General features: G+C 71.1%; 22 protein-coding genes. 8 read left to right on the plus strand and 14 right to left on the minus strand.

Features of this window, described 5'->3' with window-relative positions:
• The 5 genes from KRH_RS10200 to pknB are packed head-to-tail and all read left to right on the plus strand — an operon-like array spanning window position 1 to window position 8,477.
• Window positions 1-1,584 carry a PP2C family protein-serine/threonine phosphatase gene (locus KRH_RS10200; RefSeq protein WP_012399131.1) on the plus strand — a complete coding sequence of 528 codons (1,584 nt, stop codon included), beginning with the start codon at window positions 1-3 and terminating at the stop codon, window positions 1,582-1,584.
• Window positions 1,581-3,359 (plus strand): FtsW/RodA/SpoVE family cell cycle protein, encoded by a 1,779-nt coding sequence (locus KRH_RS10205; protein WP_012399132.1) that lies wholly within the window; start codon window positions 1,581-1,583, stop codon window positions 3,357-3,359. The genes KRH_RS10200 and KRH_RS10205 overlap by 4 nt, the downstream gene beginning before the upstream one ends.
• Window positions 3,356-4,798 (plus strand): peptidoglycan D,D-transpeptidase FtsI family protein, encoded by a 1,443-nt coding sequence (locus KRH_RS10210; RefSeq protein WP_012399133.1) that lies wholly within the window; start codon window positions 3,356-3,358, stop codon window positions 4,796-4,798. The genes KRH_RS10205 and KRH_RS10210 overlap by 4 nt, the downstream gene beginning before the upstream one ends.
• The gene (locus KRH_RS10215; protein ID WP_012399134.1) at window positions 4,795-6,531 is read left to right on the plus strand and encodes a serine/threonine-protein kinase; all 1,737 of its coding nucleotides are present in this window, start codon (window positions 4,795-4,797) and stop codon (window positions 6,529-6,531) included. Before KRH_RS10210 ends, KRH_RS10215 begins: the two co-directional genes overlap by 4 nt.
• A 5-nt stretch (window positions 6,532-6,536) precedes the next feature.
• The gene (gene pknB, locus KRH_RS10220) at window positions 6,537-8,477 is read left to right on the plus strand and encodes a Stk1 family PASTA domain-containing Ser/Thr kinase (protein WP_012399135.1); all 1,941 of its coding nucleotides are present in this window, start codon (window positions 6,537-6,539) and stop codon (window positions 8,475-8,477) included.
• Window positions 8,478-8,592: 115 nt separating this feature from the next.
• Here pknB and KRH_RS10225 read toward each other — a convergent pair whose 3' ends face one another.
• Window positions 8,593-9,234 (minus strand): anthranilate synthase component II, encoded by a 642-nt coding sequence (locus tag KRH_RS10225; protein ID WP_012399136.1) that lies wholly within the window; start codon window positions 9,232-9,234, stop codon window positions 8,593-8,595.
• Between the two features lie 188 nt (window positions 9,235-9,422).
• Between KRH_RS10225 and KRH_RS10230 the strand changes: the two genes are divergently transcribed.
• Both KRH_RS10230 and KRH_RS10235 read left to right on the plus strand, forming a co-directional pair.
• On the plus strand, window positions 9,423-10,118 hold the full coding sequence (locus KRH_RS10230; protein WP_012399137.1) for a cell division protein CrgA: 696 nt from the start codon (window positions 9,423-9,425) through the stop codon (window positions 10,116-10,118).
• Window positions 10,115-10,441: a hypothetical protein gene (locus KRH_RS10235; RefSeq protein ID WP_012399138.1), complete on the plus strand. Its 327-nt coding sequence runs from the start codon at window positions 10,115-10,117 to the stop codon at window positions 10,439-10,441. Before KRH_RS10230 ends, KRH_RS10235 begins: the two co-directional genes overlap by 4 nt.
• Before the next feature lie 111 nt (window positions 10,442-10,552).
• Here KRH_RS10235 and KRH_RS10240 read toward each other — a convergent pair whose 3' ends face one another.
• The 4 genes from KRH_RS10240 to KRH_RS10255 form a co-directional block, all read right to left on the minus strand.
• A complete protein-coding gene (locus tag KRH_RS10240; RefSeq protein WP_012399139.1) occupies window positions 10,553-11,107 on the minus strand; it encodes a YceI family protein in 555 nt (184 codons plus the stop codon).
• Window positions 11,108-11,259: 152 nt separating this feature from the next.
• Window positions 11,260-11,919, minus strand: a complete 660-nt coding sequence (locus KRH_RS10245; protein WP_012399140.1) for a flavin reductase family protein — start codon at window positions 11,917-11,919, stop codon at window positions 11,260-11,262.
• Window positions 11,920-12,140: 221 nt separating this feature from the next.
• Window positions 12,141-12,668: a flavin reductase family protein gene (locus KRH_RS10250; RefSeq protein WP_012399141.1), complete on the minus strand. Its 528-nt coding sequence runs from the start codon at window positions 12,666-12,668 to the stop codon at window positions 12,141-12,143.
• A 141-nt stretch (window positions 12,669-12,809) separates the two neighbouring features.
• Window positions 12,810-13,520, minus strand: coding sequence for an alpha-ketoglutarate-dependent dioxygenase AlkB family protein (locus tag KRH_RS10255; RefSeq protein WP_012399142.1), 711 nt, complete (start codon window positions 13,518-13,520; stop codon window positions 12,810-12,812).
• Window positions 13,521-13,801: 281 nt separating this feature from the next.
• Between KRH_RS10255 and KRH_RS10260 the strand changes: the two genes are divergently transcribed.
• Window positions 13,802-14,779, plus strand: coding sequence for an LLM class flavin-dependent oxidoreductase (locus tag KRH_RS10260; RefSeq protein ID WP_012399143.1), 978 nt, complete (start codon window positions 13,802-13,804; stop codon window positions 14,777-14,779).
• Window positions 14,780-14,904: 125 nt separating this feature from the next.
• Here the strand turns inward: KRH_RS10260 and KRH_RS10265 are convergent, their stop codons facing one another.
• From KRH_RS10265 to KRH_RS10305, 9 genes are all read right to left on the minus strand, one after another.
• A complete protein-coding gene (locus tag KRH_RS10265; RefSeq protein ID WP_012399144.1) occupies window positions 14,905-15,720 on the minus strand; it encodes an alpha/beta fold hydrolase in 816 nt (271 codons plus the stop codon).
• 140 nt (window positions 15,721-15,860) lie between these two features.
• A complete protein-coding gene (locus KRH_RS10270; protein ID WP_012399145.1) occupies window positions 15,861-16,574 on the minus strand; it encodes a hypothetical protein in 714 nt (237 codons plus the stop codon).
• On the minus strand, window positions 16,574-17,395 hold the full coding sequence (locus tag KRH_RS10275) for an ATP-binding cassette domain-containing protein (protein ID WP_012399146.1): 822 nt from the start codon (window positions 17,393-17,395) through the stop codon (window positions 16,574-16,576). The genes KRH_RS10270 and KRH_RS10275 overlap by 1 nt, the downstream gene beginning before the upstream one ends.
• 122 nt (window positions 17,396-17,517) lie before the next feature.
• Window positions 17,518-17,880, minus strand: a complete 363-nt coding sequence (locus KRH_RS10280) for a GntR family transcriptional regulator (RefSeq protein WP_012399147.1) — start codon at window positions 17,878-17,880, stop codon at window positions 17,518-17,520.
• 149 nt (window positions 17,881-18,029) lie between these two features.
• Window positions 18,030-18,905 (minus strand): prenyltransferase, encoded by an 876-nt coding sequence (locus tag KRH_RS10285; RefSeq protein WP_041297728.1) that lies wholly within the window; start codon window positions 18,903-18,905, stop codon window positions 18,030-18,032.
• Complete coding sequence (locus tag KRH_RS10290) at window positions 18,895-19,248, minus strand: lycopene cyclase domain-containing protein (RefSeq protein ID WP_012399149.1); 354 nt, start codon at window positions 19,246-19,248, stop codon at window positions 18,895-18,897. The genes KRH_RS10285 and KRH_RS10290 overlap by 11 nt, the downstream gene beginning before the upstream one ends.
• Window positions 19,245-19,814 carry a lycopene cyclase domain-containing protein gene (locus tag KRH_RS11915; RefSeq protein ID WP_012399150.1) on the minus strand — a complete coding sequence of 190 codons (570 nt, stop codon included), beginning with the start codon at window positions 19,812-19,814 and terminating at the stop codon, window positions 19,245-19,247. The genes KRH_RS10290 and KRH_RS11915 overlap by 4 nt, the downstream gene beginning before the upstream one ends.
• Complete coding sequence (gene crtI, locus KRH_RS10300; RefSeq protein WP_012399151.1) at window positions 19,814-21,679, minus strand: phytoene desaturase family protein; 1,866 nt, start codon at window positions 21,677-21,679, stop codon at window positions 19,814-19,816. Before crtI ends, KRH_RS11915 begins: the two co-directional genes overlap by 1 nt.
• Entirely contained in the window at window positions 21,676-22,575 is a 900-nt protein-coding gene (locus KRH_RS10305; protein WP_041297424.1) for a phytoene/squalene synthase family protein, read from the minus strand. The genes crtI and KRH_RS10305 overlap by 4 nt, the downstream gene beginning before the upstream one ends.
• Window positions 22,576-22,578 lie beyond the last annotated feature (3 nt).

Below are 22,578 nucleotides of genomic sequence, written 5' to 3' on the forward strand. Positions count from 1 at the left end.
ATGCCCATCGCCTTCCGCTACGCCGCGCGCTCCGACGTGGGCCGCGTGCGCTCCAAGAACGACGACTCCGCCTACGCCGGGCGCTACCTCGCGGTGGTGGCCGACGGCATGGGCGGGCACGTGGGCGGTGACGTGGCCTCCGCGTCCGCGGTGATCGACCTGACCCACCTGGACCACGCGGGCCACCGGGGCGAGGCCGAGACCGTGCTCGCGGACGAGATCCAGAACGCGAACCAGAACCTCGCGAAGCTCGTGCAGTCCAACCCCCGCCTGGGCGGGATGGGCACCACCGTGACCGCCCTGTTGATCGACGGGGACGAGATCTCCGTGGCCCACATCGGGGACTCCCGCGCCTACCGGCTCTCCGAGACGGAGGGCTTCCAGCAGGTCACCACGGACCACACCTTCGTGCAGCGCCTGATCGACGAGGGCCGGCTGCAGCCCGAGGAGGCGGAGACCCACCCCCACAAGAACGTGCTGATGCGCGTGCTCGGGGACGTGGACGCCTCCCCCGAGCTGGAGGTCCGCGTCGTCCGCCCGGCCGTGGGCGAGCGCTGGCTGCTGTGCTCGGACGGGCTCAACGCCGTGGTCAACGCCCGGACCATCGAGAACGTGATGCGCTCCACCGGGGACCTCAACCAGATCGTGAACTCCCTCGTGGAGCTCACCCTGGACCGGGGCGCCCCGGACAACGTGACCGTGGTGGTCGTGCAGGTGGACGAGATCCCCCCGGGGGACGAGGCGCACCCCATGACCGGCGAGGGCCACGGCGCCATCCCGGACGAGTCCCGCACCTCGGACGAGCGGCTGCGCGTGGAGACCGTCGAGGAGCACTGGGACGGCCCCATGGACTCCCCCGTGGCCGGGGGCGGCGTCGACTACCGTGAACCCGGCCGCCAGGAGCCGCCGGCACCGCCGGAACCCGCGCAGTCCTCGGCCTCCGTGCTGCGCCAGGACCTGGCCGAGCGCCCCCACCTGCTCGTGGGCGCGGCCGCCAACGCCACCCAGACCGGGCGGATCCCCACCGTCTCGGACTCGGCCATGGCCCGCCGCGCCACCATGCTCTCCACGTCCACCCTGGACGAGACCACCGATCCCGCCGAGGTCCGCAGCCTGCTGCGGCGCAAGGGCGAGGATCCCGCACCGGCGTCCACGCGGCGTCGTGCGGTGTGGGTGGCGGGCGCCGTGGTGCTCGCCGTGGCCCTCATGCTGGGCGGCTGGGGAGCCCGCGCCTGGACCTCCTCCCAGTACTACGTGGGCGAGGACCAGGGCAGGGTGGCCGTGTACCAGGGCGTCTCCCAGAGCCTCGGGCCCATCTCGCTGAGCGATCTGGACTCCACCACGGACGTGCGCGTGGACTCCCTGTCCCAGTACGCCCAGGAGCGCGTGCGCGCCACGATTCCGGCGGGCAGCCGGGACGAGGCCGAGAAGATCGTGTCCGAGCTGAAGACCTCCAGCGGGCCCGGCCCGCACCCCACCGGTCGCGTGACCGTCACGACCCCCACCCCGGACCCCTCGTCCAGCGCGAGCGGCTCAGGCTCCCCGAGCCCCTCCGCGTCCGCCTCGGGAGGTGGTGACTCGTGAGCAGGCCCGCCGCGAACCCCGCCGCCGCACCCGGTCACGAGCGCACCGTGCGCCCCCGGCCGCGCCGGGTCACCGAGCTCCTGCTGCTGCTGCTCGCCCTGTGCATCGGGGTGGGCGCGAACATCCTGGTGGACCCCGAGCAGCTGGACAAGGATCCCGGGCACATCATCGTGAGCGGCTCCGTGCTCGGCGTGGGCGCCCTGCTGGTGCACGTGGTGCTGTGGATCCGCGCGCGCTACGCGGACCCCTACCTGCTGCCCCTGGCGGTGGCCCTCAACGGGCTGGGCCTGGCGATGATCCACCGCATCGACCTCTCCACCGGCCAGACCGCCGCCAACACCCAGGTGGTGTGGACCGCCGTGGCCATGGCCGTGTGCTGCGTGGTGCTGTGGTTCCTCAAGGACCACCGGCGGCTGCGCAACGTCACCTACACCATGCTGCTGCTCTCCGCGGTGCTGCTGGTGCTGCCCATGGTCCCGGGCCTCGGTGTGGAGATCAACGGCGCGCGGCTGTGGATCTCGATCGCCGGGCGCACCTTCCAGCCCGGTGAGATCGCCAAGATCACGCTGGCCGTGTTCTTCGCGGGCTACCTCTCCACCAACCGGGACCTCATCCTGCTGGCCGGGCGCAAGATCGGCCCCGTGCGGCTGCCCCGCTTCAAGGACGTCGCGCCCATGCTTGCCGCGTGGGTCATCGCGATCGGCGTGCTGGTGCTGCAGAAGGACATGGGCACCGCCATCATGTTCTTCGGCCTGTTCCTGGCCATGATCTACCTGGCCACCGGTCGCCTCGGCTGGATCGTGCTGGGCGTGGTGCTGATGCTCGTGGGCGGCTTCGCGGCCAGCCGCGTGTTCTCCCACGTGAGCCTGCGCCTGGACGCGTGGCTCGACGCGTTCGACCCCGAGGTCTACAACCGCTCCCCCGGCGGCTCCGCGCAGATCGTGCAGGGGCTCTTCGGCCTCGCCTCGGGCGGGCTGTTCGGCCAGGGCCTGGGCCAGGGCCGCCCGGACCTGGTCTCCTACTCCAACTCGGACATGATCATCACGGCCTTCGGTGAGGAGCTCGGGCTCATCGGGCTCGGCGCGATCCTGGTGATGTTCCTGCTCTTCGCCACGCGCGGGCTGCGCGCGGCCCTGGGCACCCGGGACGCGTTCGGCAAGCTGCTCGCGGCCGGGCTGTCCGCGCTCATGGTGCTGCAGCTGTTCATCGTGGTGGGCGGCGTGACCCGCCTGCTGCCGCTGACCGGTCTGACCACGCCGTTCATGTCCGCCGGCGGCTCGTCCCTGCTGTCCAACTGGATCATCGTGGCCATCCTGCTGGCCATCTCCCACAGCGCCCGCCGCCCGGTGGCCACCGGCCCCGCCACGGACGAGGACCTCGCCTCCTTCGAACGACGCCGCCGCGCCCGCGAGGAGCAGCGCGCCCAGGACCGCACCCCGGACCGGGACAACGGCCCCGCCGTGGCGGACGCCGACGCTCCCACGGAGCTCACGCCAGCCACCTCTCTGACCTCCTCCGGCGTGCCCGAGCACGCCTCCCCGCTGGAGTCCTCGGACACTGGCTCGGCCACCGAGGTGATGTCCCGCATCACCCACCGCTCCGGCGCGCCGGGTGCGGGGGAACGCTCCGGTGAGCGTTCCGCGGGCCGGTCCGGCGCGCAGGACGGCGCGCGTGGAGCGGGCACCGGGGCGGCGTCGTCGTCCGGGGACGAGTCCCGTGGGAGCAGCACGAAGCCGGCCGAGGGCGCGGCCGAGCAGGAAGGGGGGACCCCGTGAACAAGGCGATCCGCAGGATGTGGCTGATGGTCGCGGCCATCGTCATGGTGCTGCTGCTGACCCTGACCTACGTGCAGTTCTTCGCGGCGAACGCCCTGCAGGCCAACCCGTGGAACAACCGCACGCTGTACGAGCAGTTCGGCCAGGACCGCGGCTCGATCCTGGTGGACGGCAAGGAGATCGCCAAGTCCGTTCCCGCGGACGACGACTTCGAGCACCAGCGCGTGTACGCGGACTCCCCGCTGTACTCCAACCTCACGGGCTACTTCTCCCTGGTCTACGGCGCCACCGGACTCGAGTCCACCCTGGGCGACGAGCTCTCGGGGGCCTCGGACGACCAGTTCTACGACCGCGTGATGTCCCTGTTCTCCGGGGACCAGCCCAAGGGCGCCTCCGTGGAGCTCACGCTGGACTCCACGCTGCAGAAGGTGGCCTACGACGCCCTGGAGGGCCACAACGGCTCGATCGTGGCCGTGGACCCCAAGACCGGCGAGATCAAGGCCATGGTCTCCCGCAAGAGCTACGACGCCAACGCCATGTCCTCCCACAACACTGACAAGGTGGTGGCCGCCGCGGACCAGCTCAACGCGGACCCGGACAAGCCGCTCGTGAACCGAGCGATCGGCGGGGACCTCTACTCCCCGGGCTCCACGTTCAAGCTCATCGACACCGTGGCGGCCCTGGAGTCCGGCAAGTACACCACGGACTCCACCCTGCAGAACCCCGGTGAGCTGCCCCTGCCGGACACCACCGTGACCCTGCCCAACTACCGGCAGGGCGGCTGCTCCGCACGCACGCAGGTGAACCTGCAGTTCGCCCTGGAGCAGTCCTGCAACACGCCGTTCGCGCAGCTGGCCATGGACCTCGGCCAGGACAAGATCCGTCAGACCGCGGAGAACTTCGGCTACGGCCAGAAGCTGAGCATTCCGCTGGACGTGACCCCCTCCGTGTTCCCCCAGGACATGAACCAGGCGCAGCTCGCACTGTCCTCCATCGGGCAGTACGACGTCCGCACCACTCCCCTGCAGGTGGCCATGACGTCCGCGGCGATCGCCAACGACGGCGTGATGATGAAGCCCAGCCTGGTCAAGAACGTGCGCTCCTCGGACCTGTCCGTGATCGACCAGTTCAAGGCCGAGCAGCTGCGCCGCTCCACGGACGCGGACACCGCCCACACCGTCACCGACCTCATGACCTCCGTGGTGGACAACGGCATCGCCCACGGTGCCGCCGTCCCGGGTGTCAAGGTGGCCGGCAAGACCGGCACGGCGGAGATCGGCAAGGACGGATTGAACGATTCGTGGTTCACTGGATTCGCGCCCGCCGATGACCCCCAATTGGCGGTGGCCGTGGTGATCGAGGACGTGGACGTCACCACAGGGTCCACCCTGACCAGCCCCAGCGCACGGCAACTCTTCGAGGCGGTGTTGAACAAGTGAGACCATCGTCGAACACCATTCTGGGCGGTCGCTACGCGCTCACGGAACGAATTGCCATCGGTGGCATGGGCGAGGTGTGGAAGGCCAAGGACCAGGTCCTGGGCCGCATCGTGGCCGTGAAGATCCTCAAGGACGAGTACAACGGCGATCCCACGTTCCTGCAGCGCTTCCGTGCCGAGGCGCGGCACACCGCCCTGCTCAACCACCCCGGGGTGGCCAACGTCTTCGACTACGGCGAGGACGAGGGCTCCGCGTTCCTGGTCATGGAGCTGGTCCCGGGTGAGCCGCTGTCCAACATCATCGACCGGCAGAAGACGCGGGACGCGGACACCGTGCTCAACTACATCGGCCAGACCGCCCGCGCGCTGGCCGCCGCGCACGCGCAGGGCCTGGTGCACCGGGACGTGAAGCCCGGGAACCTGATCATCACCCCGGACAACCGGGTCAAGGTCACGGACTTTGGCATCGCGCGCCTCGCGGACCAGGTGCCGCTCACGGCCACCGGGCAGGTGATGGGCACCGCCCAGTACCTGGCTCCCGAGCAGGCCACCGGGCAGACCGCCACGGGCTCCTCAGACATCTACTCCCTCGGCATCATCGGCTACGAGCTGCTCGCGGGGCGCCGGCCGTTCACCGGGGAGTCGCAGATCGCGATCGCCCTGGCGCAGGTCAACGACAACCCCCCGCCCCTGCCGGACTCCGTGCCGGAGCCGGTGCGTGCGCTGATCATGTCCATGCTCGCGAAGGACCCGGAGGACCGTCCGGAGAACGCGGGCAAGCTCGCCAACGCCGTGGACGCGCTGCGCCGCGGGGACCTCAAGTCCGCGGTGGCCATGGTGCCCGGGATGGCCCCGTGGCTCTCGGAGGCCAGCACGCAGGACGAGCAGCCCACCGAGGCGATGGCGCCGGTGTCCGGGCCGAGCACGCGTGCCATGCCCGGCACCGCCGTGTCCTCGACCGTGGGCACGGGCTCCGCGGCGGCCGCTGCGCGCCCCGACCCCGAGTACAGCGCCCACCCCTCCACCGCGCAGTTCGACGCCGTGGACCAGTCCCGGCGGACCGGCGGCTCCGCGGCGTCGGGCACGTCCAAGCGCTCCGTGTGGGCGTGGCTGCTGCCGCTGCTCGCGCTGCTGGTGGTCGCGGCCGTGGCGGGCGTGTGGTTCCTCACCACGCGGGACACCGAGGACTCCCCCGCGCCGGGAACCGTGACCTCCTCGACCGTGAGCCCCACCAGGGCGAGCACCGTGACCCTTCCCCGGGACATCGTGGGCAAGGACGCGGACCAGGTCTCCAACGAGATCGTGGCCCTGGGCGTGAACGTGGACAAGCGTCTGCAGCGCGACACCGGGCGCACCGCGAACACGGTGGTCTCCTCGGACCCCGCCGGCGGCACGGAGGTGGAGGTCGGCTCCACCGTGGTCATGTACGTCGCGTGGGAGCCCGCCGCCCAGCCCAGCAAGGGCACGGGCACGGACGGCGGCAGTGCGCCGTCGTCCACCCCGCAGCGCAGCGAGGCGCCCGAGCAGCCGGGCCCCTCGATCCCCGGCAACTCGGTGCCCCCGGCCGCCCCCAACGGTGACGGCGCCACGCAGGGCGCGGCACCCGGCAACGAGCCCTCGGCCGGCACCGGGGACCAGGGCGCGCAGGCCGGCGGCACCACCGAGGGCTCCACCGCCCCGCAGGACTCCGGCGCCGTGGCGGCGCCGTCCCCCGCCACCGGTTCGGACGGGTAGGGGCCATGGGGTCGCCTCAGCTCCCGGAGCTGGTCAACGAGCGCTACGAGGTCGGTGAGGTCATCGGCCGCGGTGGCATGGCCACGGTGCACGTGGGTCAGGACGTGCGGCTGGGGCGCCGGGTGGCCATCAAGATCCTGCGCCCCGAGCTCGCGGCGGACGAGTCCTTCCACGAGCGCTTCCAGCGCGAGGCCCACGCGGTCGCGTCCCTGAACCACCACTCGATCGTGGCCATCTACGACACCGGTGAGATCCGGCCTCAGGGCCCGGACGGTGTGCTGCGGCCCTACATCGTCATGGAGTACGTCCCGGGGCAGACGCTGCGGGAGCTCATCCACGGACCGGGCGTCACGCCCCACGAAGCCGTGGAGTACATGCTCGGCATCCTGGACGCGCTGTCCTTCAGCCACCGCGCGGGGATCGTGCACCGGGACATCAAGCCCGCGAACGTCAAGGTCACCCCGGACGGCGGCGTCAAGGTCATGGACTTCGGCATCGCGCGCGCCGTGGAGGACACCCAGGCCGCGCTCACGCAGTCCCAGGCCGTGCTCGGCACCGCGCAGTACCTGTCCCCCGAGCAGGCCCGCGGGGCCGCGGTGGACCCCCGCTCGGACCTCTACTCGGCGGCGTGCGTGCTGTTCGAGATGCTCACGGGGCGCGCGCCGTTCGTGGGCGAGTCCTCCGTGGCGATCGCCGCGCAGCACGTGCGGGACGCGCCGCCCGCGCCGTCGGCCCTGAACCCGCAGCTGCCGCCCGCCGTGGACCGCTTCATGGAGCGGGCGCTGGCCAAGAACCCGCAGGACCGCTTCGCGGACGCCGGGCAGATGCGCCGCGCCCTGCGCGAGCTCGAGGCGCAGCTGTCCTCGGACCTGGGTGCCACCCAGCCGATCGGCACCGCCACCGCGGTGGACTCCCACACCAAGACCCTGCCCGCCGTGGGCACGGGCGCCCCTGCCGCGGCCGTCACCGCCGCCGGACGCAGCGAGGACACGGAGACCACCGAGACCTCCCCGGTCCAGCCCGGCCCCTTCGAGCCGGACGACGACGACGCCGCCGCCCCCGAGCCCGCCACCGCAGCCCCCTCGCGGGGTCGCCGCGGCTGGGTGATCGCACTGGCGCTGGTACTGCTGCTCTCGCTGCTGGGTGTGGGCACGGTGCTGGGAGTGCAGTGGTGGCAGGGCTCGCAGGTGGAGCAGGTGGCGCGCGTGAGCATCCCCCAGGTGGTGGGCATGGACAGCACCACCGCGGAGAACACGCTGCGGGACGCCGGGCTGAATCCCACCTTCACCAAGGAGCACAGCGACAGCGTGCCCGACAAGCACGTGATCCGCATGGATCCCGCCGCCGGCACCGAGGTGGACCGCAACGCCACGGTGTCCGTGGTGGTCTCCGAGGGCCCGGCCACGGTCACGGTCCCCGAGGACATCGTGGGCCAGTCCCTCGAGTACGCGCGGGAGTCCATCCAGCACGCGGGACTCACGGTGGGCCCGGTCAGCACGGTCAACAGCGCCACGGTGCCCGCCAACGCGGTGATCTCCGCGGACCCGGCACCCGGGAGCTCGGTGGCCAGGGCCAGCGCGGTGAAGCTTCAGGTGTCCACGGGCAAGGTCACGGTCCCGGATGTCGTGGGCCGCAGCCGCGCGGACGCGGAGCGGGCCCTGCGGGCGGACGACGTCCGGCTCAACGCCGCCGTGGAGATCCGCGAGACGGAGGACGCCGAGACCGGCACGGTGTTGGAGCAGTCCGCCCCCGCGGGGTCCTCGGTGAGCCAGGGCTCCACGATCACCATCACGGTGGCCAGGAAGACGGCGCCTTCCCCCACTCCCACGCCGTCACGGACCCCGGAGGAGACCACGGAGCCGAGCGCTCCGGCGGAGACGGCCACCGCCACGCCGGAGCCCCGGCCCACGGCAGGCGCCTCGAAGACGCGCGGGGACCACGGCTGAGCCGTTCAGGGTGTTGCGTCGCACCTCCTGGGGAGGTGAGCCGTGACTGGCTGGGCGTGCGCCCCGTGAGCCCGGGCCCCGGCCCCCGCACCCGCCGATGACCGGGCGGGGGGTCTCAGGCAGTCATGAGCGGGGACAGCCCCGCGGCGGCAGCGGCCGCGCCGTGCTGGCCGACCTCTTCGAGCCAGTTGCCGAGCATGAGGTAGCCGCCCTCGGTGAGCACGGACTCGGGGTGGAACTGCACGCCGTGCAGCGGCGCGGTGCGGTGCCGCAGCCCCATGACCACCTCGCCGTCGTCCGTGGTGGCGGTGACCTCCAGGCAGTCCGGGACGGTGTCCGCGGCCACCGCGAGCGAGTGGTAGCGGGTGGCGGTGAACGGCGAGGGCACGGAGGCGAACACGCTCTCCCCCTGGTGCACCAGCCGGGAGGTCTTGCCGTGCATGAGCTGCTGGGCGTGGCCCACGCGGGCGCCGTAGACCTCGCCCAGGGCCTGGTGGCCCAGGCACACCCCGAGCAGCGGGGTGCGGGTGCGCTCCGCCCAGCGGATCAGGTCCGAGCACACGCCCGCGTCCGCGGGGGCTCCGGGCCCCGGTGAGAGCAGCACGCCCTGGTGCTCGCCCGCGAGGGCCGTGGCGGCGGGGACGTCGAGGTCGTCGTTGCGGACCACGGTGGTCTGGGCGCCCAGCTGCTGGAGGTAGCCCACCAGCGTGTAGACAAAGCTGTCGTAGTTGTCCACGACGAGGATCTTCACAGACACTCAAGAACTCCTGCGGGTTCACCGGTTGAAAGAACTCGCGCAAGTCTACGCCCGCGCGGACGGATAGACTGAACGCCGATGTCACGCCGGGGCAGGGCCCCGGAACACACCGGCGGGGCCCGCGCAGCGCGCGGCTCCGCCCGCACGGCGCCGGGCCGTTCCCGGCCCCCCAGGAGGAATGATCAGCAGTGTCGCAGCCCAAGAAGCGCTTCGGTCGATCCCGCAACGCCCCGGACGAAACACAGCAGTTCACCCTCACGGAGCGTGACCGTGAGCTCGCGGCGCTGGCCGCCGAGATCCTGCCCCGCAACAGTGCCGCTGCCTCGTTCGAGCGCACGGCCACGCGCAACGCCGGCTCCACCTCCGTGGCCGCGCGGGACGCGGTGACGGACACGGCCCCCGCCGAGGACACCACGGAGCTCGACGACGCCCCGGAGACCGACGGGGCACCGGACGCGCAGTCCGCCTCCCGGAAGAAGCGCGGCCGGGCGGCGCGTGCGGCGGGCACGGCGTCGTCGTCGTCCGCTGCGGAGCACGACGCCGCCGCACCGGCTCCCGCGGGCGAGGCCACCTCTCCCGCAGACGCGCCGGAGGAGACCCCCGCGCAGACGAAGGCCCGCATCAAGGCACGCCGGGACGCCGAGCGCCGGGAGGCCAAGGCCGCGAAGGCCGAGGCCCGTGCCCGCCGCGCGGACGACTACCAGCCCACGCCGCTGTGGTTCAAGGTGATCATGATCGGGCTGATGATCCTGGGTCTGCTGTGGATCATCACCTACTACCTGTTCCAGGGCGTGGTCCCCATCCCGGGGATCGGCGTGTGGAACCTCGTGATCGGGCTGGGCTTCATGCTCTCCGGGCTCATCATGACCACGCAGTGGCGATGAACCGGGCACCCGGCCCGCACGAGAGCCCGGCCCAGGACCCGCAGGAACCGGGACGGCACGCGGGGCAGCACCCGGCACCCTCGTCCTTCCCGGGCTCGGAGCCAGGGCGGACCCCGGACGGCGCCGCGGCTCCCGCGGGCGCGCAGGGCGAGCGCCCCGGCCCCCTTGCGGAGGACGCCGCCCAGCCTGCGGACAGCGAGCGGAGCGGCCGCGAGAGGCACCACATCAACCCCGCGCGCATGGAGGTGCGGGTGCGCCGCATCGCCCTGCTGGGGCTCGTGCTGGTCCCGCTGATCTACTTCATCGTGCAGTCCTTGCACTAGCCGCGCCCCTGCCCCACGGAACGCAAGTGCCCCGCCGGTCGGACAACCGGTGGGGCACTGTTCACGTGGGGAGCGAGTCGCTCGGGCGCGAGATGCTCAGGTGCGAGTCGTTCAGTTGGCGGACTCCGGAGCGGTGAACTCCACGTCCAGGTCGATGCGCACCTTGTCGGAGACCACGACCCCGCCGGCCTCGAGGGCGGCGTTCCAGGTCACGTTGAACTCCTTGCGGGAGATCGAGGTGGAGGCGGTGAAGCCCGCGCGCGTGGTGCCGAAGGCGTCCACGGCCACGCCGTTGAACTCGGCGTCCAGCTTCACGGGCTTGGTCACGCCACGCAGGGTGAGCTCGCCGGTCACGGTGCCCTCACCGTCGTTGAGCTCCAGGCCGGTGATCTTGTAGGTCATCTGCGGGTGGTTCTCCACGTCGAAGAACTCGGCCGAGCGCACGTGGTTGTCGCGGGTCTCGTTCTTGGTGTCCACGGAGTTCATCCCCACGACCACCTGGCCGTTGGACTGCGAAGCGTCCTCGGCCACGTTGAGTTCACCGGAGACGTCGCTGAACACACCGCGCACCTTGGAGATACCGGCGTGGCGGACGGAGAATGCGACCTCCGTGTGGGCGGGGTCCAGGGTCCAGGTTCCGGGGGTCATACCTTCGAGCGTGGTCATTCGTTTCTCCTTGGCATCGGGCGGGCCGTCGTCGGGCGGCCCAATTGGTTGCTTCGGAAACTAATTTACGACCCGCTGTTTGATGCGTCAACCTATTCTGAAGAAAACTTTGGGTGAACAGCGTCACACACGGTACCGCGAAGGGCCGCCCGTCAGAGGTGCAGGTCCAGCACCGAGCTGTCGCTGAGGCCGTGGAACTGCCGCTGGTGGTACACGAGCGGGCTGCCCGAGCCCTCTTCACCCAGGACCTCCACGACGGCGGCATTGAACACGAGCGCCGACCCGGCCTTGATCCGCGCGAGCGGGATGGCCCGCAGCACGCGGCGCACCCCGAGCAAGCGGGGCTCGCCTGTGGGCAGCGTGGTCCACTCCATGTCGTCCCCGAAACGGGGTGCACCCGAAATGGCGAAGGAACGTGCGAGTTCCACGTTGTCGGAATCCAGGAAATGCACCACGAAGGAATCGGCCGTTGCCACGACGGCCGCCGAACCGCGCTTGGCCTGCAGCGAGAAGCCGAGGATCGGGGGGTCGGCGGAGATGGAGGAGACGGAGGACGCCGTGAGGCCCACGGGGCCTTCCGGCCCGGCGACCGTGATGATCGCGATGCCCGCGGGATGCTGACCGAACGCGGACTTGAACCCTTCCGTCAGGCGCGGATCGCTGTGCAGCGCCTCCGTGGGGGCCACGAGGTCCACGGCTTGTGCGGCGACCCGTTCTGCCTCACCCCCGGATGCCGGGACACCGTCCAACCCCTGAGCGGAGTCGGGGGTCTCGGGATCTGCTGAGGTGTTCTGGCTGACGCGGTCCGGCATGGTGGGTCCTCTCACACGGCTGTGTTCCCGGATTGGCGGTCCGGCTGCCGTTATCCGGACAGGCTAAATCCTGCCAGGCATCCCATGTCCAACACATGGTTTCGTAGTCCACATTCTGGGCCACACGGCGCAATGAGACGTCACATTGGGGGACACCACCGCTGCGCCCCGTGCGACGAGCGATCCCCCACTTCTCACCGTACGCCCACCCGCGGCCGGGATCACCCGATGCTCTTGTACTCCCTCGCGAAATGGATCAGGGGACGGTCCGCGGCACCCGCGTCCACCCCTCGGCCCATGGCCGTGACACGCCCCACGACCACCAGGTGGGTTGCCGCGGTGTGGGTGGACACGGAGTCCAGCTCGAACCAGCTCAGGCACCCGTCGATCACAGGTGTCCCCGTGCGCTCGGTGCGGTGGAACGGGACGGTGTCCAGCAGTCCGTCCACGGGGTTGCCCGGACTCGCGAGCCAATTCGCCACGGACCGCTGATCCGCGTTCAGCAGGGACAGGGTCCAGGACCCGGAGCTCTCCACGGCCTCGCACATTCGCCCCATGTCGTACAGGCACACGAGCATGGTGGGCGGATCGTAGGAGACGTCCGCGAACGCCGTGACGGTGATCGCGTGGTCCTTGCCCCGGTAGCGCGAGCACACCACGCCCACCCCCACCGCGTGATCGGCGGCCAGGGTGCGGTAGCGCTCCACCTGCACGTCCGTGGGGCGGGGATCCAGGGTCTTGTTCTGCATGACCCCAGTGTGTCATCGCGCCCGTCGCGGCCCCGGGTCCGAGCGGGGCACCGGTTCTCGTGGCCGAGCCGCGCGCAGACCCTCGCGTTCGAGCGGGGCGCCCGACCCCGTGTGCCGGCAGACGGGGTCGCTCTCAGCACGTCAGTGTGCTCGCCGGTGTCCACCCGTCATGCGTAGCGTGATGTTCAACCGCCCGCCGTTCTTCAACCCCAGGTGCAGGCCACCCGTGCCGGGGAACACTTTGGGCACGCCGTGGAACGCGTACCGGGAGGGTCCGCCGAACACGAACAGGTCCCCCGAGCGCAGTTCCACGTCCCGGTACGGAGCCGTGCGGGTCTCGGTGTTGCCGAAACGGAACGTGCACGTGTCCCCCAGGGACAGGGACACGATGGGCGCCGCCGAGAACTCGTCCTTGTCCTGGTGCATCCCCATGTGCGCGGCGCCGTCGTAGTAGTTGACCAGCGCGGAGTCGGGGACGAAACCGCGGACGACGTCCTCGACTTCGGGGACGCCCACATCTCCCGCGTCCACCATTCCGTACGCGTCCGCCACGGCCCGCGCACCCAGGTCCACGAGCCAGTCCGGCAGGGCCGCGACCTCCGCTCCCCCGGTGGCCCCGTAGCGGTAGGGGGTCCGATTCACGCCGAGCATGACCGACTGCACGGACATCCGACCGCCGCCCGGCATCACCTGGTGACGCATGGGGGCCGAGCGCACCCAGTCACGGCACGCGGCCACGAGATCGTGCTGCCGGGCGACGGGGAGCCAATCGGGAACGTGCACGGCCCCGGGCGCGAGCACGATGGGCTCGCGGGGGACGGTGAACAGCTCGGTGACCTCGTACTCGGCCATGCCCGTGAGCCTATGACCGACCCCCGACACCCACAAGGCGCGCCGCCGGGCGCCGGCTGGGGCGATCCGAGCAGGGCGCCCCGAGAACTGAACCGGCAAGTCCGGGTCCGGTGGTGGCCCCGAGTCTGCCGGTAGACGCTCCCTCATCCCGCTCCCCCGCTCATCCCCTCCCACCCCGAGCAACCCGTTCAGCACACCCGGGAGAGCAGCGGCCCGCGGAATATCGGGCCCCGTGAGCCCGTTATTCCCACAGAAAGTTTTCTCTGGAAAGGGTTTCATTCATGGCACTGCCCCTATCGGTCATCGACTTCGCCACCGTGCGCGAGAACCAATCGGTGGGTGAGAGTTTCGCGGATTCCGTGACCCTTGCCCGGCACGCGGAGCGGTTGGGATACACGCGGGTCTGGTACGCGGAGCACCACAACATGCCCACGATCGCGTCCTCCGCACCGGCCGTGTTGATCGCCCACGTGGCCGCGCACACGGAACGCATCCGGCTGGGTTCGGGCGGTGTCATGCTGCCCAACCACTCCCCACTCACGATCGCGGAACAGTTCGGCACCCTCGCGGAGCTGCATCCCGGCCGGATCGACCTGGGGCTCGGCCGCGCTCCCGGGACGGATCCGCGCACGCTGCGCGCGCTGCGTCGTTCCCCCGAATCCGCCGAGAGCTTCCCCCAGGACGTCAAGGAACTGCGGGGCTACCTGAGCGGCAACTCACTCATCCCGGGTGTGCAGGCGATGCCGGGTGCGGGGACCGACGTGCCGCTGACCATCCTGGGCTCGTCCTTGTTCGGGGCCCAGCTGGCCGCGGCCTACGGGCTGCCCTATGCGTTCGCATCGCACTTCGCCCCGGACGCCCTTGTGGACGCCGTGGCCGCGTACCGGTCCCAGTTCCAGCCGTCCGAACAGCTCGCGGAGCCGTACGTGATCGCCGCGGTGAACGTGATCATTTCCGAGGACGCGCAGGACGCCGCCCGTCAGCTGGAAGCGACCCAGCGCTCCCGGGTCAAGGCCATGGTGGGCCGCGGCCGGGAGTTCACGGACGAGGAGATGGACATGGTCATGGCCTCCCCCGCTGCCGCCCAGATCCTGCACATGATCAGCTACACCGGCGCGGGCACCCCGGACACCGTGGTGGACTACCTGCACCGGTTCGCAGAACACGCTGATGCGGACGAGCTGATGATCTCCCCCACGGCGACCCGCCAGCCGGACGTCCTCACAGCCATGGAGTTGCTCGCCGACAACTGGAACTGAGCGCCGGGCATCCCCGAGTGCATCCATGCCCCGATAAAGCACCCGGATCGCGATTCCGATGCTTTATCGGGACTCAGATGTTCGCCCGCCATTCCGCCCGTGAGCGGCACCCGCGAGCCGCCCGGTCAGACGAGGCGGGAGAGGAAGGCGCCCAGAGCGGCGTCGTACTCCGCGGGGTTCTCCATGTTGGGTGTGTGCCCGCTCGCAGGGACCACCGCGAGCTCACCGTGGCGCAGCAGCTCGCGCATGGCCTGGCCCGCGCCGTTGTCGAACGCGTCCGAGTCCCCCACGATCACGAGCGCGGGCTTCTCCCACGCGCGCAGCGTCTCGGTGAAGTCGTTGCGTTCGGCGCGCCCGCGCATGGCCGCGGTGGAGCCCTCGAGCGGGGCGGTCCGGATCATCTCGCGCACGCACTCGGCGACCTCCGGCAGCCGCTCCACGTTCTCCTCCGCGATCATCTTGGACAGCACGTTCTGCGCGTAGGTCCCCATGCCGTCCCGCATGATCCCGTCCGCCGCCACATGACGACGACGCCGCCCCGCCGCGTCCTCGGACGTGGGCACCGTGTCGTTGATGATCAGCGCGCCCACCCGTTCGGGGTACGACGCGGCGATCTGCATGGCCACCTGCCCGGACATCGAGAAGCCCAACAGGATCACGGTCTCCAGGACGAGCTCGTCCAGCAGCGCGACGATGTCCGCGGCGAACTCCTCGGTGTACACGATCCCCTCGGTGACCTGGGACTCGCCGAACCCGCGCAGGTCCGGGGCGATCACGCGCCAAGCCTGCTCCGTGAGAGTCGCGACCTGCCCGTCCCACATGGAGCGGTCGTACGCGTGGCCGTGCAGCAGCACCACGGGCTCGCCCCGGCCCTCGTCCGTGTAGGCCAGCTCGGTGTCGTTGACGTGGGCGGTGTGCGTGATGAATGCCGATCGGCTCATGGGGCCATGATGCCAGGTGGGGTGGGCCCCGGAGCGGGTGATGTCAGGGATGCAGTCCACGCACCGCCCGCACGACACAGCCCACACACGACGACGCCGCCCACCCCGGGGAAGGGAGCGAGCGGCGTCGTACCGGGAGCTCAGATCTCCGCGTACCGCACCACCGCGCGGCTCGCGATACCGGCGATCAGCGTGACGACCACGAGGCCGAGCGGGATGTCCCACCGTCCGAGCTCGCTCGCGAGGTCCAACCAGAAGTCCGGCCAGGCCACGATCGCGGCGAGCAGACCCAGTGCCACGAGTACCACGGCCACGATCGAGATCACGGTCCAGGTCACCCCGGCCGCGCGGTAGAACCCGCCGAAACTCATGCCCGCGAAGAGGCTCATGGGACTCAGCAGGAACAGTGTCACGGCCACGATCAGGGGGCTGCCGTCGCCCAAGGCGTGAATGGTGAGGAAACTGATCCCCAGCCCGAACCCGGTCGCGGCCTCGACGGCCAGGATCACGAGACCCACGGCTGCAACCACAAGGGACGTGATCATGAACCCCATGGCCGTGCCCGCCCAGAAGTTCCGGCGGGTGCTGCCGAACGCGAGTGCGCCGGCGAAACACCGGTTGACGGTCAGCGCGCCGTGGGAGATCAAGAAGCCCGGGAGGGCCCAGAACACAGCCAGGTTGGCTCGGAATCCGTCCTGAACCGGCTGCGGTAGGGGCAGACCGGTGCGGATGCCGATGATCAGCCCGATCACGACCGTGAGGATCGCGACCAGGACCAGGATGGCCGGGGCCACCACGAAGGAGTTGAGTCGGTTGGTCAGGTACAGCGCGAGGTTCCGGCGGGCGTACTGCATTACACACTCATTTCTGCGTCGTCGGCGCCGCGCATGCCCCGCGCGGCCACGAGTTCCTGCAAGGTGACGGGTTCCACCGAGACATTGGCGGCGTCCGCGCGGCGCCGGTCCTCGGCGGTCGCGGTACCGTCCACGGTGACGGAGAGGATGTTGCCGAGTCGGTGCTCGCGCAAGACCCTGCGAGCGCCCACGACGTCACGGACCACGGGTTCGAGTCCGCGCAGCACGAACGCGCTGTCCCGGGCGTCGTCGATGTCCGCGTCCACCGTGACCCGGCCGTCCTCGATCATGACCACGTCCTCGAGCAGGTCGGACACCTCGTCGATCAGGTGCGTGGAGAGGATCACGGTGCGCGGGTGTTCGGCCAGGGCGCGGGCGAACTCCTCGTAGAACAGGGCACGGTGCCCGGGGTCGAGCCCCAGGTACGGCTCGTCCATGAAGGTGTACGGCGCCCGGGCGGCCAGCGAGATGACGATCGCCAGCGCGCTGCGCTGCCCGCGGGAGAGCTTGGTGGTGCGCGTGCTCATCGGCAGCTTGAACCGGGACGCCAGGCGCTCGGCCAGCTCGGTGTCCCACGCGGGGTAGAACGTGGGCAGGATGCGCAGCAGAGAGGCCGGTGTGTCGTCGTCGTGGAACTTCTGGTCCTCGTGGATGAAGCACGTGCGTTCGAGCAACCGCGCATTCTCCCGCGGATCCTCACCGTCGATCAGCACCTCACCAGAGCTGCGGAACGTGTGATTGAGGATCACGGACATCAGCGTGGTCTTGCCCACGCCGTTGGCCCCGAGCAGCCCGTGCACCCGGTCGGGCGCGAAATCCACGGCGATGTCCCGCAGTACGTGCTTCTTACCGAAGGACTTGTTCAGGTTCCTGATCCGGATCCCCTACCCGCTCGCCTGCCCCGGCGCGCTCTCGCGGTGATCCGTGTGTCGTACGGGAGAACTCATGGCGAGTCCTTGCTGATGAGTGCGACCATGTCGTCGAGTGTGAGTCCGAGCCTCCGGGCCTCGGCCACGGCAGGTCGGATGAAGTCTTCGTGGAACGCCTCCCGGCGCTGCGCTCGCAGGATGTCCGGGCCATCCGCGGCCACGAACGTCCCGATCCCACGACGCCGCTCCAAGACTCCCTGATCCACCAAGCGTCCCAGCGCTTTCCCCGCCGTCGCGGGGTTGATGCGGTAGAACGCGGCGAGTTCGTTGGTGGATGGCACGGCGGAATCCACCGGGTAGTTGCCCTGGAGGATGTCGTCCGCGATCTGATCGGCCAGGACCATGAAGATCGGGCGACCGTCTTGTCTGGGTGTCATGGAGAACTTCCAGCTCCTTGGTTCATTACTTTACTAAGGAACCACATAACCGGCGAGGCGGTCAAGGGTTCACGGATCGGAACAGGACGAGAACGACGACGCCGCCCGCCCCCGCGAGGGGACGAGCGGCGTCGAGCGACCGGCCGGGGTCACACCGGGCGCATCGCGGCCCACCAGATGAGCAGCATGGTCACCAGGAAACCGGTGAGGTAGTTCAACCACAGGAAGGTCTTCCATCCCGCGTTGGCCCGCCCGGAATCGGTGTCCGTGACACCGCTGAAGCGCAGCACGTTGAGCAGGTACGGCACCGCGAGCAGTGCGGCGAGCTGGCCCGGCCACTCGGTGAACACCATGAGCCCGCCCGCCAGGGCGTAGAGCAGCGCGGCCACCCACACGGTGGGCCGGGCACCAAGCACCGTGGCCACGGACGCGAGTCCGCCCTCCCGGTCCGGGACCACGTCCTGGACCGCGCCGAACATCTGGGAGGCCATGCCCCACAGGAAGAACCCGATCAGCAGCGCCCACAGTCCCGGTGTGAACGTGGCGCCCGCCAGCGTCAGGCCGTAGACCGCGGGCGAGACGAAGTGGGTGGCACTCGTCATCGCGTCCACGAACGGGCGTTCCTTGAACCGCAGCCCGGCCCACGAGTACGCCACCACGGCGAACAGCGAGACCGCGAGCACCGCGATGGACACCCAGTTGCCCGTGACCACCGCGTAGCCCCCGAGCACCAGGACGAAGGGCGCGGGGACCAGGCACGAGGCCAGCAGCACGGGCCGCTGCGCCGCACGGTCCACCACGGCCCCCTCCACGCCGCCCTTGCGGGGGTTGCGCAGGTCCGACTCGTAGTCGAAGACGTCGTTGATCCCGTACATCGCCAGGTTGTAGGGCACCAGGAAGAACACGGTGCCGAGCACCACGAGCCACCACGGCAGCCCGCCGGTGAGCAGCACCGCGGCGGTGAACGGGTAGGCCGTGTTGACCCAGCTCAGGGGCCGCGAGGCCCAGAACAGCCTAGTGAGCACGTCCACTTCCCTCCTCGGCACCGGGGAACGACGCCGCCCCCGCCCGTTCCCGGCCCAGCAGCAGCCACAGCGCGGGCAGCAGCAGCACCCCGGCCACGGGGTAGGCGAAGTCCTCGAGCGGGGCCAGTCCGATCCGCACCCCGGAGATGTTGTGCTCCGTGTAGGTCATGATCCCGGAGGCGATCATAACGTTGTCGAAGACCGCCGTGAGGACCACGAGCAGCACCGTGGCCCCCGCGAGCGAGCCCCAGAACAGGCGCCCCGGGCGGCGCAGCAGCACCGCCACGGCGAGGACCACCACGGCGATCCCCAGGAAGATCGCGTTCACACCCCAGTACGTCACGAGACGTCCCCCCTCTCCGGCCCTCGGGCTGCCCCGGCTGCCGGCTCGCCAGTGTCCACGGCTCCAGTGCGAGAGCCCTCTCGCTGCGGCGAGCTCCGCCCCGGGCCACCGGCGGGGACCGGATCACCGGGGGTGGCCGGCGTGCCGGGGGCTGCCGGATCACCGGCGGCGGTCGGAGCGGCGGATGCCTCCGAGCCCCGGGGCGTCGTCGGGCCCCCGTGCCCCGTGGGACCGCTGGAGTGCCCCGCCGCGCGGGACCGCAGCCAGCGCCACAGCACGGGTGCGCCCTGCACGTAGACGAGGGTCTGGTAGCCCAGGAACGCGAGGAAGAAGACCTCCTCCAGGGGCAGCTCGGGTGCCACGAACACGCCGAGCGTGAGCGAGTTCTCACCGTGCCAGAACAGTCCGTTGGCGATCCCCACCAGGTCCCACGCGAGAAAGAACGCCACCCCCGCCATCAGCACCAGCAGCGCGCGCCACGGACGCCCGGACCAGAAGCACAGGGCCCAGCGGCGGTCGATCAGCGCGAAGCAGCCCAGGAGCACGAGCAGCAGCACCAGGTACATCAGCGGCCCCCGCGTTCGCGGACGGCGTCCCGCACCACCTCGGAGGAGATCAGGCACATGGGCACACCGATCCCCGGTCGCACCGAGGACCCCGCGTAGTAGAGGCCCTCGATCCCCGGGTCCGTGACGCCGGGGCGGAACAGCGCGGACTGCCGCAGCGTGTGGCCCGGGCCCAGCATGGAGCCGCGCCACGCGTTGAACTGCGCCTCGAAGTCCCCGGGACCGTAGGTGCGGCGCACCACGATCCGCTCCGCGAGGTCCGGGATCTCCGCCCAGCGCGCCAGCTGCGCGATGGCGGCGTCCGCCACCCGCTCCACCTGCGGGGAGCCCGGCTCGTCCGTGTCCGGGGTGCGCACCCCGCCCCGGCCCCACTCCGGCACGGCGGGCGAGGGCACCAGGATGAACAGGTTCTCGTCCCCCTCCGGGGCGGTGCCCGGGTCGGTGGCCGATGTCATGGACACGTAGATCGAGGTCTGCTCCGCGAGCGGGGTGCCGTCCGCGATGCGCCCGAAGTTGTCGTCCCAATCCGCGGTGAACAGCAGGTTGTGGTGCACGAGCTGCGGCAGCTTCCCCCGCACGCCCAGGCACACGAGCACCCCGGACGGGCCCGGGTCACGGTGTGTCCAGCGGGACTCCGGTGCGCGGAAGTCGTCCGGCAGCAGCCGGGTCTGCAGGTGGTGCAGGTCCGCGGCGCCGATCACCACGTCCGCGGTAACCGTGCGCTCCTCGCCGTCCCCCGGCTGCCCGGCGGGTGCATCTGTTCCGGCGCCCCGCGCCTCGGCGGATGCGTCGGTTCGGGTGCCCCGCCCCTCAGCAACAACGCCCGGTCCCTCGACGACGCCGCCCGGCCCGTCCGCGTCCCTCACGGCACCTCGTGCGCCGGGGGCGCCCGCCGCGCCGTCCTGCCCGGCCCGTACCCCCTCCTCCGGGGCGGCCGCGCGCCAGGTCACGCCCGTGACGGAGCCGGCCGAGCGGCGTCGTGCGCGGGCGGCCCCCACGCGGGAGCGCAACGAGGCTGGGGCGGGGGCGACCTCGATGCCGGTGACCTCCGCGCCCGTGACGATCTCCACGCCGGCCGCGCGCACGAGCCGCTCCATGGCGTCCACGAGCGCCGCGAACCCGCCCACGGGGTACTGCACCCCGTCCGTGAGGTCAAGGTGGCTCATCAGGTGGTACATCGCGGGCGCGGTGTCCGGGGAGGCGCCCAGGAAGACCGCGGGGTAGCCCAGGATCTGGCGCTGCCGGGGATCCCGGAACCGTGCGGCCACGTAGCGCTGCATGGACGTGCTCAGCAGCCCGCCCAACCGCGGAAGGTTGCGCAGCACTTCGGCGCGCGCCAGATCCGTGGGGCGGGAGAAGTTCGTGTAGAGGAAGTGCTTCTTGGCCAGGTCGTAGACCTCGGCGCCGGAACCCAGGTATGCGCGCAGCGCCTCTGAGGACCCGGGATCCAGCCGCTCGAAGAGCTCCTCCGCGTGCCCGGCGCGCACGTCCGTGGGCGGCTCGTCCAGGTGCTGCTCGAAGAACGTGCGGTAGCCGGGGTCCAGGCGGCGCAGGTCCAGCTGCTCGTCCGCGCTCGAGCCCATGAGGGTGAACCACCGGTCGATGACCTCGGGCATGAGGTACCAGCTGGGTCCGGTGTCGAACGTGAACCCCTCGGCGGACCACCGCCCGGAGCGCCCGCCGAGCGTGTCCCGCTGCTCCAGCAGGGTGACCCGGTGTCCGTCCCGCGCGAGCAGCCCGGCCGTGGCGAGGCCCGCGAAGCCCCCACCGACCACCACCGTGCGCGGGGCGCCCCCGTCCGGGCTGCCCCGGTGCGCGTTCTCCGGGCGGGTCGGGTGCCGGGTCGTCCGGTTGCCGTCCGTCATGCCGTGACCTCCGTGTCCGCGATGGCGCGCGCCGCGATCTGCAGCTTCACCGCGGTGGGCACGCTGACCCGCCGGGTGCTCAGCTCGCGCGCGGGCACGCGTTCGATGCGCCGGGCCAGTTCGGTGAACAGCCCGTGGGCCATGGACACCGCCCGGCGGGCGCGGCGGTCCAGGGCGAGGATGCCGGGCACGGCGGCGTCGAGGTCCGCGTCGAGGTCCGCGAGCAGGGCGGCCTTCCGGTCCTCGGTGAGGTGGGCGGGATCAGCTCCCGGGAGGTAGGTGCGCCCCAGCTGGTCGTGGTCCGCGCCGAGGTCCCGCAGGAAGTTGACCTTCTGGAACGCGGCTCCCAGGCGGCGGGCCGTGGAGCGCAGCATCTCCCGCTGCTCGGGGGTCTGCGCGCGGGTTCCGGGCATGTCCGTGAACACCTCCAGGCACATCAGACCCACCACCTCCGCGGAGCCGTAGATGTAGTCCTCCAGCGAGGCGCCGTCGTGCTCCGCAACCTCCAGGTCCGCCCGCATGGACGCGAAGAACGGCTCCGTGAGCTCCCGCCCGAACCCGTGGCGGCGGGCGACGTCCGCGAAGCCGTGCACCACCAGGTCCGTGGAGAACCCGGTCTCGAGCGCCCGGTCCACGGCGGCCTCGTACCCGTCCAGCGCCCGGCGCACCGCGCGGTCGTCCAGTCCGGCGGCGCGGGCGGTGCCGTCCACGATCTCGTCCGCAACCCGCACGAGCGCGTAGATCCCGGCGATGTCCCGGCGCACCGGCCCGGGCAGGGTGCGGCACGCGAGCGAGAAGGACGTGGAGTACTCGCCGATCACCACCCCGGAGGACGCCAGCGCCGTCCCGGTGTACAGGCGCAGCGGGGTGTGTGCGCGCTCGGCCGGAAGCTTCATGGG

It is taken from the genome of Kocuria rhizophila DC2201 (assembly GCF_000010285.1).
In the GTDB taxonomy this organism is placed as follows: domain Bacteria; phylum Actinomycetota; class Actinomycetes; order Actinomycetales; family Micrococcaceae; genus Kocuria; species Kocuria rhizophila_A.